Origin of the sequence: Parapedobacter deserti (genome assembly GCF_042646065.1) — a bacterium.
GTDB lineage: Bacteria > Bacteroidota > Bacteroidia > Sphingobacteriales > Sphingobacteriaceae > Parapedobacter > Parapedobacter deserti.
In genome coordinates this window covers 890,684-903,132 of the sequence record NZ_JBHRTA010000038.1, presented here as the reverse complement: position 1 = coordinate 903,132, position 12,449 = coordinate 890,684, and the positions used below count along the sequence as shown (strand labels likewise).

At 45.9% G+C, this 12,449-nt stretch carries 13 protein-coding genes; 1 reads left to right on the top strand and 12 read right to left on the bottom strand.

Going from position 1 to position 12,449, the window contains the following annotated elements:
* Positions 1-13 precede the first annotated feature (13 nt).
* The 7 genes from ACFOET_RS16370 to ACFOET_RS16340 are packed head-to-tail and all read right to left on the bottom strand — an operon-like array spanning position 14 to position 7,153.
* Complete coding sequence (locus tag ACFOET_RS16370) at positions 14-925, bottom strand: glycosyltransferase family 2 protein (protein ID WP_379024616.1); 912 nt, start codon at positions 923-925, stop codon at positions 14-16.
* Positions 922-1,977 carry a glycosyltransferase gene (locus ACFOET_RS16365; protein ID WP_379024614.1) on the bottom strand — a complete coding sequence of 352 codons (1,056 nt, stop codon included), beginning with the start codon at positions 1,975-1,977 and terminating at the stop codon, positions 922-924. The genes ACFOET_RS16370 and ACFOET_RS16365 overlap by 4 nt, the downstream gene beginning before the upstream one ends.
* Positions 1,977-3,092, bottom strand: coding sequence for a non-hydrolyzing UDP-N-acetylglucosamine 2-epimerase (wecB, locus tag ACFOET_RS16360; protein WP_379024613.1), 1,116 nt, complete (start codon positions 3,090-3,092; stop codon positions 1,977-1,979). Before wecB ends, ACFOET_RS16365 begins: the two co-directional genes overlap by 1 nt.
* A gap of 30 nt (positions 3,093-3,122) precedes the next feature.
* The gene (locus ACFOET_RS16355; RefSeq protein WP_379024611.1) at positions 3,123-4,022 is read right to left on the bottom strand and encodes a glycosyltransferase family 2 protein; all 900 of its coding nucleotides are present in this window, start codon (positions 4,020-4,022) and stop codon (positions 3,123-3,125) included.
* Entirely contained in the window at positions 4,022-5,131 is a 1,110-nt protein-coding gene (locus ACFOET_RS16350; RefSeq protein WP_379024609.1) for a glycosyltransferase family 4 protein, read from the bottom strand. The genes ACFOET_RS16355 and ACFOET_RS16350 overlap by 1 nt, the downstream gene beginning before the upstream one ends.
* 16 nt (positions 5,132-5,147) lie before the next feature.
* Positions 5,148-6,644, bottom strand: a complete 1,497-nt coding sequence (locus ACFOET_RS16345) for a lipid II flippase MurJ (RefSeq protein WP_379024607.1) — start codon at positions 6,642-6,644, stop codon at positions 5,148-5,150.
* Complete coding sequence (locus ACFOET_RS16340) at positions 6,641-7,153, bottom strand: class I SAM-dependent methyltransferase (RefSeq protein WP_379024606.1); 513 nt, start codon at positions 7,151-7,153, stop codon at positions 6,641-6,643. The genes ACFOET_RS16345 and ACFOET_RS16340 overlap by 4 nt, the downstream gene beginning before the upstream one ends.
* A 158-nt stretch (positions 7,154-7,311) precedes the next feature.
* Here ACFOET_RS16340 and ACFOET_RS16335 point away from each other — a divergent pair, with 158 nt between their 5' ends.
* Positions 7,312-8,742, top strand: a complete 1,431-nt coding sequence (locus ACFOET_RS16335; RefSeq protein ID WP_379024604.1) for an NAD-dependent succinate-semialdehyde dehydrogenase — start codon at positions 7,312-7,314, stop codon at positions 8,740-8,742.
* On the opposite strand, the gene ACFOET_RS16330 is transcribed toward ACFOET_RS16335, so the two are convergent.
* From ACFOET_RS16330 to ACFOET_RS16310, 5 genes are read right to left on the bottom strand one after another with little or no spacing between them, the layout of a single operon-like run.
* Entirely contained in the window at positions 8,739-9,275 is a 537-nt protein-coding gene (locus ACFOET_RS16330) for a CopD family protein (RefSeq protein WP_379024602.1), read from the bottom strand. The two genes, ACFOET_RS16335 and ACFOET_RS16330, sit on opposite strands and share 4 nt — an antisense overlap.
* Positions 9,275-10,300, bottom strand: a complete 1,026-nt coding sequence (gene hemE, locus ACFOET_RS16325) for a uroporphyrinogen decarboxylase (RefSeq protein WP_379025130.1) — start codon at positions 10,298-10,300, stop codon at positions 9,275-9,277. Before hemE ends, ACFOET_RS16330 begins: the two co-directional genes overlap by 1 nt.
* A gap of 11 nt (positions 10,301-10,311) precedes the next feature.
* Positions 10,312-10,830: a hypothetical protein gene (locus ACFOET_RS16320; RefSeq protein ID WP_379024600.1), complete on the bottom strand. Its 519-nt coding sequence runs from the start codon at positions 10,828-10,830 to the stop codon at positions 10,312-10,314.
* Positions 10,827-11,543 (bottom strand): response regulator transcription factor, encoded by a 717-nt coding sequence (locus ACFOET_RS16315; protein ID WP_379024598.1) that lies wholly within the window; start codon positions 11,541-11,543, stop codon positions 10,827-10,829. The genes ACFOET_RS16320 and ACFOET_RS16315 overlap by 4 nt, the downstream gene beginning before the upstream one ends.
* Entirely contained in the window at positions 11,530-12,411 is an 882-nt protein-coding gene (locus ACFOET_RS16310) for a sensor histidine kinase (RefSeq protein ID WP_379024596.1), read from the bottom strand. Before ACFOET_RS16310 ends, ACFOET_RS16315 begins: the two co-directional genes overlap by 14 nt.
* Between the last annotated feature and the right edge of the window lie 38 nt (positions 12,412-12,449).

Genomic DNA, 12,449 nt, shown 5'->3' with positions numbered 1-12,449 from the left:
TATCGGTTTTGCATCAATCGATAGCTTGCCTCATCAATGTCTTCATGGACAAAAGTCCCTTCCGGTTGCCCAACTGGAATCCGTGTTTCCACACAAGCCATAGCCGACCGAATACAGATGGGCACAAGGCATAACGAAAATAAGCTTCAAAAAGCTGCCTGGCTTGCGGCGAAAGCCGGAGGAAAAAATAATCAAAAAAAGACCGGTTTGCTTCAAAATGCCTTCGATCGATAACCTGCTTGTTCCGCGAGAGGAACGAGCGCACACGACCGGACAATCCTGTTTGATGATCGGCGGTAGCATTCTTTTCATGTTGGCGATATAACATCAGCACTTCATCCAGATAAATCAGTTTTCCAAAGGCGACCGAAGCAAGCGTGAGTAGATGATCGTGCATAGCGACCGTTCCATCAAACGGCCTGACCAACTCGATCAGTTGTCGGTTTACGATCAATGAACAGCCCTGTATACCAGAATTCATGAACAACATATTTTTTAAGCTGGAGGGATGGATGTCTATGGTTTTTCTTGTCAGCCTTCCACTTTCGTAAAAAAAAGCGTTGGCGTAAGCGGCCGCAGGCCCCTGTTCGTTGCTTATCGCGGCAACCAGCCTGCTCACCTTATCATCAAACCAAACATCATCTTGATCACAGAACATACAAAGCGGCGCATTTGTATATTTCAATAGATGCATATAATTACCTGCCGCTCCTAGTCCACGTACACCGTCAGATAAAAGTTGTACCCGACGGTCCATTCTTTGGTAATTTTGCACGATACGTACCGTGTCATCGGAAGAACCATCATCATGCACCAAAAGCCGCCAACTTCGATACGACTGTTTCAATAGGGAATCGAGCTGTTCAGACAGGTACTCGCTACCGTTATACGTAGCCATTAAAATATCAACATTCACCCTACTCATCGGCCCATCAGTTTTTTGACATCCAACGCTTGATCTGCCGCGAGCCAACGCTTGATGATCGCATGATTTTTGGCACTTTTCCTCGCTTTCACTTCTGGGGAGAACGAGGAGCTTTCCAAAAACTCGTACCCGGTCTCCATGAAATCCCCTATCGATGGAGATTTGACAATCGGAATGATGCCATAATAAAGGTACTCAACGAGTTTCGTGGGGCACGCAACGCGATTTACGACAATCTCATCGCGCAAAACGAATCCATAGTGCGCAAGCTTATAATAACTTTTTAACTCTTGGGGAGAGACTTTAGCAACATGGACGTTGTGCGCTGAATCCAAGCCAGCATCACGCAAGTATCCTCTCATTTGCTCCAGATCGCCTGTAAGGATATCGTACCTGATCCGCTCGGAAAGGTTCTCTTTGATAATGGATATCATCAGTTCGATATGCTGCCACTTCTGCGTATTTCCACTATATACCACCCGGATGGGCGGTTCATGGTGGTCTTCCAACTCATAGTCGTCCTGAACGATATTGACGGGCAATATGCGGTACAGTATATAACGAGCACGTGATACCGGATACTTTACCTGAAAATGGCGCTTCATGGCTTCCGAAACCGTTATAACCGTATCCACATTGTCAAACAGCACTTTTTCACTAAGTCCATATAGTTTGCCTTTCCATCGCTTCCCAGCAAGCAGGTGCTCCTCGGGGACCACGCCATGCGCATCCAAAATCACTTTCGCATGCTTTCTGGTAATCAGCCAAACCGGCAACAAAGGTAACAGGTTAATCACGGAATGAATATAAATCACGTCGGCCTTTTTCAGCAGCTTATGGATGAAAAAAAAATGCCTGAACAAGTTGCAGTGATACTGCAAGGCGCCCCTTTTTACTTTGTAGCGTTCTTTAAACCAAAACAAGCGATGAGAGACAAACAGGTACGCCCGTTCGTATTCCTCGTACTGTTCGTCAACAGCCGCCATACGCTGGGACATGCCTTCCGATAAGGCTTCCGTTGCCGGGAAATTAGCTAAAAACAATACCCTCATCAGTTGTCTAGCAAAATATTCACTATTCGCTCGGCACTATGCCCGTCGCCATAAGGGCTGCTTCCGGCAGCCATCCGCCTGAATTCGTCATGGTCATCCAAAAGCGACATCACCTCTTTAATGATGTGGTCCGATTGCGTACCCACCAATTTAACCACGCCTGCTGCTATCGCTTCTGGGCGCTCAGAAACCTCCCGCATAACCAAAACGGGTTTCCCCAAGCTCGGGGCTTCTTCTTGGATACCGCCGCTGTCCGTAATGATAAGGTAAGACCGCAGCATAAGCCAAGTGAAGGCTGGATATCCAAGCGGATCAACCAATAGCACGTTGGACAGGTTACCCAATAACTCAGACACAGGATTGCGCACCTCGGGGTTCAGGTGCACAGGAAAGACAATGAGCACATCGTCGCGCAACGCGATCTCTCGCAGCGCAACGCAGATATCCACAATGCCCTTGCCGTGGTTTTCCCGCCGGTGGGCGGTGACCAGTATCACTTTGCCGGCGTTGCCGACGGCACGTTGCATCACTTCGATTTCTTCATCGTGATAACCTTCAAGCCTCACCCTTGCCCAATTCAAAGCATCAATGACCGTATTGCCCGTCACATGGATCAAGGTCTCATCTATCCCCTCGCGCATCAGGTTCTCCTTGGCTTTCAGCGTGGGTGCAAAATGCAGCTGAGCGATCCGTCCCGTCAACTGCCTGTTTATTTCCTCGGGAAACGGAGCATATGGGTTGTGCGTCCGAAGCCCAGCTTCCACGTGGCATACTGAAATCTGCTCGTAATAAGCAGCCAATGACGCGACCATGGAAGTCGTGGTATCCCCATGAACCAATACGTAATCCGGCTTACTGGCTTCAAGCACTTCTTTCATCCTAACCAGTACTGTCGCGGTAAGGGTAAAGAGATTGGGTTTATCGCGCATCAAATCCAAGTCATAGTCCGGAACAATCTCAAAAAAAGAGAGTACTTGGTCGAGCATATAGCGATGTTGAGCGGTTACACATATTTCCAGCAAAAAATCGGTATTTCGCTGCTGGATGGCTTTGATCAAAGGAGCCAGCTTAATGGCCTCAGGCCTTGTACCAAATACAACTAAGATTTTCTTCATACCAAACCACCCTTACAAATAACTCGATGTTTAAGAGGTTACAATTATACGAAATACATCGAAGTAATATCTTTCACGGCGATATATCCACCGCATTAATGCTTGAAAAGAAAGCAGCATTTTTACCGCGAGCAATGCCCACCTCCCTGTTGTTTTCCGAAAGTATAAATACCGGCTTTGAGTAAAGAATCGTATTTTTTGCAACGGCCATTTACCCGATGTGTCCGTTGTTGATCCTCCCTCCAGATGCACTATCCGGGCTGCGGGAACCCACATGGACATAAAGCCGGCATGACGGATGCGCCACGCCAGCTCCGTCTCTTCAAAATATAAAAAGAAATCCGGGTCAAAGCCACCCACTTGTCGGAAAACGGCTGATCTGACAAAAAAATCCGCTCCTGTAATGTAATCAACTTCTTTTACATGCACCGCCCCGTCCTTCACAGCAATCGACAGGCGGTCGGTAAACCGCTTCCGGTAAAGCCGATACAGGCCGATTTCCGAAAGTACTCCGAAGACCGAAGGAAAATTTCCATAAGAAGCTTGTTTTTTGCCATCCGACGTCAGAAGCATTCCACCGCAACACCCTACGCGTTCATTTCCCTTTTCTTCCATGAATGTGTGTAAAATGGTCGCCGCATCGTTTACAAAATACGTATCCGAGTTGACGAAAAAGAAATATTTTCCCTTTGCGCATTCAGCCCCTTTATTATTACCACGGCCGAACCCCAGATTTTCACCATTACGTATAAACGTGATATCTTTTCTTGACGCCAGTAGTGCAACAGCTCCCTCTGATGAATGATTGTCGACGACAATGATTTCATAGCGTATACCCAGCACCATTTTACGGATACTTTTAATACACTGTAAAGTCAGTGCTGTGGTGTTGTAATTAACAATAATAATGGAAACTTGCACGTCAATCATCAATAAAGCGCTTCACTTATCTTTTCTACTATTCGAGGCCACCAAAATTGTTGATAAGCATAGTTCTGTATGTTACTACTGATTGTCCGCATATGGGATTCGTTGGCAGCATAGTCAAGCATTGCATAAGCTATTTCATCGACACTATCAAAAGGTACAATCACCCCTAGTTCACCGTTTCTTGTGACGTCCAAACCAGCTGAAACAGGTGTTGTAATAACGTAGCATCCAGAAGAAATAGCTTCCACATAAACCAATGGAAATCCTTCCCAGCGAGAAGGCAGTACCAGCATTTTCGCCTGTTTGTAATATGACATTAGAAGGTTTCGATCCGTGACCTCATTTAAGCGCTTTATCTTTTTATGCAAAAAAGGGTGCTTAAACATCAAGTCATCCAAATATTGGCTGAATACAGGCTCCTCTGTTCCTATTAACATCAATATCCAGTCCGGTTGAGATATAACAAACTTCGTAAATGCTTCGCAGACAAGCTCTGTGGCCTTTTGCCTTGAGCCCAAACGTCCAACGGAAACAATTAAATTAGATTTTTCGCCATAATCCACGCGGACGTGTTCCCCGTTTTTATGATGAAAACCATTAGGAATATAGGTAATTTTTCTTCCCAAGTGGTTGTCATTATTTAAATATTCGTGAAGCGGTTTAGACTCTATACTTACAAGGGAAATCGAACGAAACAGAAAACGAGCAATCAAACCACTTGGTCCACTTCCGAATTTAAAGCTCCTGATACGATCGTCCGCATCGAGTTTAAGATAAGTCTTTTTTCGAAACAGCCCCAGTGCCTTGAACAGATATAGTAATAGCAATGTGTCCCGCGAATAATGATACATCTGCAACACATCGTATTTTTTATGTTCCGAAAAAATAAATAAAACCAAATTTAGAAAATCACTTTTAAAAAGTCTTTTTATTACCTTCAGCTTCAAACCCTGTACTTCCTGTTCCAGATAAGGGTACTGATCATATCCGAAACACGCAATTGTGCAGTCATAATGCTGTTCCCGTTGCAAAAAATACGGAATCATTCCTACATCCTTTGTTAAATGTACGTTCCGTAACTGAGGAAAAATCGTCAAAAACCTTTTCATCGCTTGAAAAGCACGGTTATAACCATTTCAACAATCGGCTTATGTACTTCCATTCGTCAAGTCTAAAAATAGCAGAAAGCAAAACGAGTGAAAAAAGAGCAACGCAAGTATACAAAACTATTAACTGCACATCGGATAAACCTAAAGGCAAAAAACAATCAAGTGCAAATAGAATGCCCACAACCGAAGCCATCATTCCCATGTATTTGATGGTCAATGCCAAAAGTTTCTTGATCTGAAAAGGAAAAAAAATAAACATAAATGCTGCGCCAATCAGGTGCCCCGAGATGTACGCAACCGGAAAAGCGATTTCTCTTACATGCCTCACCAACAGCAGGTTCAACCCGATAGTAATCATTTGGGCAACTACTGCAAGATAAGCGTATTTTTTCTTGTTATTTGATGACAATAGCGCCATTCCAAATACAAAATAAAGGAACACAACAAGTACTCCCCATGCGTATAATGAAGACAATCGGCTTATTGTCGCTAGCTCGACTACGCTGATAGAATCTTCATTATAAAAAAAACGAACAATGGAGTCAGGAATCACGGAAAATAACGCAACAAAAATCGTGATTATCAAAAGCCCCCATTGATAGATTTTCCTGAAATCTGTATAAAATGCGCTGTAATCTTTTCTTATAAAATGCTGGGAAATGGATGGAACCAAAAAAGTCATTAATATACCTAATAATACGGTAATTAACATCTCCGAAAACTTTCTTCCATAATCAACCATAGACACCATACCAACACCTAACGTACTTGCTAGCGACTTCTCCAAAACGGCACTTATTTGTCCCAAAAAATAGGAATAAAAAAACGGCAAGGAAAAACCAAAAAATATCCAAAAGTAAGAGAACTTTATCGGACCGGTATTCGAAAAAAGCCCAATTTTCAGCCGGAATACCTGCCACACTAACAAACCTGTAAGTAACAGGATACCTATATAGTAGGAAATTACCAATGAAAATATTCCAATGACCGGTGCCAATAAGATCAAGAGGATGATGTTGACGGCGGTACCGACAAATGCCACGATATCGGGAATGACAAATGAATGATAAGCGTTCAACAGGCTGTTAAGAAGCAGGTTAACTTGATTCAGAAGTAATGCGGGGATCAGCACCAATAACATCAACGATAACGAGGTAAGTTCTTTGCTATCAAAACCAGGCGCCAAAACGCCAACAAAGAAATCACGAAAACAAGCAACAATGATCACTAAAGCGACGGACACCAAGCAAGTGAAAAAAAAAAGAGATCTTACCTTTGTCAATGCTTGCTGTTCACCCTCTTCTTCGCGGATAAAAATAAATTTCGTCCGGAAAATCTCATTCAAGGGTCCCCAGATTGCGGCATCCAGTACAACAATACCATTTAACGCAAGCAACCATACATCCCGCCAAATCGATGTCCCGAAGTACTTAGCCGATAGCCAAAGACTTAAAACCGACAACGCGATTTTTGCAAACCTTAAAAGAAACAAGAAACTAATTTTCCTTATCAAATCGTCAAATGATTAGGTACGCTTGTATAAACCCTATTTATATTATATTTCATATTCTCAATGATTACGTTTTCACCTTTCACGGAAAACGCATATTGGGGCAACGCGCGGTTAATCGCCTCAAAAAAAGATCGGGAACAGCCACGCTTGTCGACGTCATGCAGCATAGCTGCTGACACTCCTTTGCAAGATATCGAATTTTCATTGTCGGGTTCAACACAGATGACCTTTGCGCCTGGGTACCTATTTTTCATTGTAAAGAGTCCCACATTAGCGCCCCTGTCTATAAGGACTCGAAGTTTAGCTAATTCGATGTCGTAGTGGTTATTATAGAAGACCTGGTAAAATGCGTCGATATCTGATGTGTTGGCCTGCAGTGAAAACGGATGCTTTACTGATGCCAACTTGTTGTGGCCGACACGTCCGGACTCAGGCTTAAAATATAATCTCAATCCGGACCAAAAGCCGTACCGTATACAGAAAGTAATAAGCAGTTTAACACTTTCCATTTGGTTGTTAATATATGCGTTGTAGATACGAAATTTGCTCATTCGCTTGGTAACGGCATCGGGACAAAGGTACATTTATTGGCTAATATTGACAATTTAGCGAAAAACTATTAGCATTGCCATATGTTATTAACAACATATACCCCTGTGTTTGATAAATGCGCAAGTTAATAATTAATTCCAAAGCCTACATCAACGGCAAATTCACCCATGCCCGTAAGACCTTTGATGTGGTCAATCCCGCCACCGGCGAGACTATCGCCTCCGTACCGGACCTTGGCGTGCCGGATTGCATGAAGGCCATCGAATATGCTCATCAAGCATGGCCCTGTTGGCGAGACACCGATACGGCCATTAGAAGCAACACTGTTCGCAAGTGGTATGAGCTTATCATGGCCAGCAAACAGGAATTAGCGCGCATCATGACCTTGGAGAGTGGCAAGCCGCTGACAGAGAGCCTTGCTGAAGTCGACTACGGCGCCTCCTTCGTAGCGTGGTTTGCCGAGGAAGCCAAACGGGCGTACGGCGAAACTATACCCGCGCCCAAAAAAGACCAACGGCTTGTCACCATCCGTCAGCCGGTGGGTGTGGTCACCGCCATCACTCCTTGGAACTTTCCGCTCGCAATGATCACCCGGAAGGTAGCCCCTGCGGTGGCCTGCGGCTGTACGGTCGTTCTCCGACCTGCTTCCCAAACGCCATTTACGGCGTTGGCCGTGGCTAAGCTTGCTCACGAAGCAGGATTCCCTCCCGGCGTGCTTAACGTGGTCACGGGCAAAGACAGCAAAGGTATGGGAGAAGCGTTGGCAACTCACGAGAAAGTACGCAAGATTTCATTTACCGGCTCTACCGAAGTAGGGCGTGCGTTGATGGCGTTGGCAGCCAAAACAATTAAAAACGTATCATTCGAGCTCGGAGGAAATGCGCCATTCCTCGTTTTTGATGATGCCGATGTCGACGCCGCTGTAAATGGAGCGATTACTGGCAAATTTCGCAACTCCGGACAAACATGCGTCTCCGTCAACCGGCTTTATGTGCAAAACGGCATATACGACAGCTTCACCAGGAAACTGACCGCTGCCGTAAAAAAACTGAAAGTAGGGAACGGGCTTGACGAAGGTGTGCTGGTGGGCCCGCTTATCAATCAAGACGGATTGGAAAAGGTAAAGGCACATGTGCAAGATGCCATCGATAAAGGAGCCAGCCTGCGGACAGGTGGCAAGGTAACGAAAGGCCTCTTCTATCAACCTACCGTCTTAGCCGATGTGCACCCATCATCGCGGATTGCCTATGAAGAGACATTCGGACCGGTATGTGCGCTGTTTCGGTTCGAAACCGAAGAAGAGGGGATTGCCATGGCTAACGATTCGGAATTCGGTTTGGCATCCTATTTTTACAGTAAAGACATTAATCGATGCTGGCGGGTGGCGGAGCGGCTTGAAGCCGGCATGGTGGGTATCAATACCGGATTGCTTTCCAATGCCGCGGCGCCTTTCGGAGGCGTTAAGCAATCAGGAATCGGCCGAGAAGGATCCAAACACGGACTTGATGAGTATACCGAGGTGAAATACTTATGCTTCGGCAGCTAGCATCGTTCCCTGATTTTTTTATACCACCTTACGGCAAGCATCAGCATCATAGACAACAGGAGCAAACCGAGCACGCCATATACCCAGTGGATCGCACTTTTGAGCACCACAGCAAACACAATAGCAAACAGCATCACCGTGGCTAATTCGTTCCAAAGGCGCAGCTTGATCGATGTCCATTTGTTCCGCTCTTGCATAAGCCTGAACATGATGCGCTGGCAAACAAAGTGGTAAGTGACTAGCCCAAGCACAAAAGCCAGTTTCACATGCATCCAGCCGGCTTGTAGCAAACCCGGTGCAATGTAAAGCATAGTCAGACCGGCGGCAACAGCCAAATACATAGAAGGAGTCGTAATGATCCACCACAGCTTGCTTTCCATCACCATGAACTGCCGGTGCAGCACCTGGTACTCGTGCCCAGGTTTTTGCCGTGCTTCGGTGTGGTAAATAAAAAGGCGGACCATATAAAACAACCCCGCCATCCACGTGATGACGAAGATAATATGTACGGCTTTGGCGTAGAGGTACAACATTAAAACCTAAACTCTTTCACCACATCGATGGCATATTTCACGTTATCAAACGGAATATCCGGCATAATCCCATGTCCCAGGTTGAAGATAAAACCATCAGATCCCCGCATGCGTTCAAATAGGTGTAAAATCTTTTCCTTGATGACTTTCTTATCGGCATATAGTACATAAGGGTCCAAGTTACCTTGTACGGCGATGCCATCCGGTAACCTTTCCTTCACCTGGCGCAAATCCGCATTCCAATCCATCGAAATTACATCAGGCTTGGCGTCAGCCATCAACGGTGCAAATACAGAACTTCCTTTGCAAAAAGAAATCACCGGTACGCCCTTTCTTTTGAGCTTCGAAATGATATAGACATTATAGTCATGTGCGAAAGAGCGGTAATCGTCGTACGACAGTGCTAACGCCCAACTGTCGAACAATTGCAGGGCATTGACGCCCGCCTCAATCTGCATATTGAGATAATCGGCCGTCACATCTGCTATTTTCCGCAAGATGAAATGGGCCAATTCCGGCTCATTGTGAAGCAGCAGTTTTGTCCGTTTGAAATCTTTCGACGAACCTCCCTCCACCAGGTAACTAAGCACCGTAAAAGGGGCCCCCGCAAAACCGATGAGCGGAATGTTACCCTGCAACCGTTGCTGGATTACCGTGATCGCATCAGCCACATACTGCAGTTCATCGAGAACATCGGTACGCAACGCTTCCGCATCTGCCCGGCTTCGAACCGGATTGGCAAACCGTGGCCCAATCCCCTGCTCAAAGCTCAACTGCCCGCCCATAGCTTCGGCCGTGACGAGGATATCCGAAAACAGGATGGCGGCGTCCACGCCCAGCAAGTCTACCGGCAGCATCGTTACATCCGCTGCAATCTCGGGCGTTTTGCACATTTCCAAAAAAGAATACCTGTTTTTTATGTCCCAGTATTCTTTCATAAACCGGCCAGCCTGCCTCATCATCCACACCGGAGGACGTTCGGTGCGCTGTGAAAAAGCAGCACGTATCAGTAGGTCGTTCTTCAATTCAATGCTCACTATTGATCTTTAGGTATTTCGTTTTCAATTTTATTGATTATCTGCGCTACACGGGAAGTCACCTCCAACTTACGGGCAAGCGTCACGTAAGCCCTTACCCGCTCAAAGTCCTTTTTGCGGAGGTTAATGTTTGCCAAATTGACCAGAATGATCGCTTTATCATTGGGCCGTCGGAATGGCAGACGCGAAGCGATCTGGAAATGCCGTTCCGCCGCATCATAGTCTTCCGCTTTAAGAGCGAGGTTACCGCTCATGAACTCATAGTAATTCCGTCTCCCTTTACGCAAATAATCCGGCCGCTTGATATCGGCGAGCAACCGGCGCGTCTTTTCATAGTCCTGCTGCTGAAAGGCTTGGGAAGCAATAAAAACCGTTCCTTCCCGATAATGGCTCCACGTCAGATACCCCATCGCCCCCCCAATCATTACCGCCAGTTGGTAGCTATTGTCATAGATAGCCCAAACCAACAACAAAAACGCACCTACCAACACCACCGCCCGTGTCCTGGATGTCATCATGAAGCTTGCGGGTTATCGGTAAACTTATAGCCTACGCCACGGATGGAATGAAAAAATATCGGATGTTTCTGATCGGGCTCAAAATATTTCCTGAAGGTAAGGATAAAATTGTCAATGGTGCGCGTTGAAGGATAGACATCGTAGTTCCACACGGTCTCCAGTATCTGTTCGCGGGAAACCGCCTCATTACGGCGTTCAATTAGCAGCTTAAGCAGCATGGTTTCCTTTTTTGTTAATGATGTCACTGTACCGTCCGCATGGTGCAGTTCAAAGGAATTGAAATAGATGGTCTTATCGCCAATGGTATACGAATTGAGCTCCTTCAATTCGTCCCCTTTCATGCCGCGCCGTACCAGTATGCCTACACGCAAGATCAGCTCTTCCAAATTAAACGGCTTGACAAGGTAATCGTCGGCACCCTTCCTAAGCCCCGTGATCCGGTCCTCACTGCTGTTTTTAGCAGTCAGAAACATAATGGGCACCTCGGTGTTTTGCAGCCGTATCGTTTCGGCCACCTGGAACCCGTCGATCTCCGGAATCATGACGTCGAGTATCACCAAATTGAAGCGTTCTTCTTTGAATATTTTCAGGGCCTTCTTGCCATCGGTAGCCGCAGAGACCCGGTAACCTTCCAGTTCGAGATTGAGCTTGATAGCATCCAGCAGGTGCTCTTCGTCCTCGACCAATAAGATCCGTTGCTTAGTTTGTTGCATAATGGTTGTTAAATATCACTTCAAAAATACTTCCTGAAGGTGAGTTATCTTTCACTTTTATCTGCGCGCGGTGCTTCTCCAACACCGTCTTTACTATATATAACCCCAGACCGGTACCCTTGGTTTTCCGTGTATCCTCATTACCTACGCGATAGAATTTATTAAATATCAGCCGTTTTTCCTCGTCTGCGATACCAATACCATGATCAGCCACGCTGAAAACCACTTGATCATTTTCGTTTACTAACCTTACGAGCACATGGGCACATGGTGGGGAATACTTAACGGCATTTTCAATCAGGTTGGTCACCACATTGGTGATCGCGAATCGGTCGCCTTCGATCTGAATGTCCGGTTGCAGCTCGGTTTTGATTACCTGCGTAGTGCAGGAGTGGATCTGTAGCCTCCCTGACACATTCTTTACCAGTTCGCTGAGATCAATACGCTCTTTAGGGAAATTATAGCGCAGGTCAGCTAGCTTCGTTGCAATCAGCACGTTACCGACCAAGTCATCGAGCCTTTCAATATCTTTCAGGGAATTAGACAGAAACTGTTCGCGCTGATCTTTAGTCAGATCCCGTTTCAGGATCGTCTGAATAGCTAATTTAATTGCGGCGAGCGGCGATTTCAGTTCATGAGTTACAGCCAGCAGAAAGTTTTGCTGCTGCTGCTGTATTTTTTGCTCGCGCACAAACGCCTTTTTCAACTTAAGGGCACCCACCACAAAAATGAGCATGAAAAAAATTCCCTCGCCGATGATCATCACTTTCCGGTCGGGCTGCACTTCAATAAGCAACACCCCCCACCAGATCAATTGCGCAGTGGCATAGAAAACTAGGAAGTAAAACAATATTAAGGGCTTACGCATACCGTACAAATCTAATACCCTACAAAAGTACCAATTTC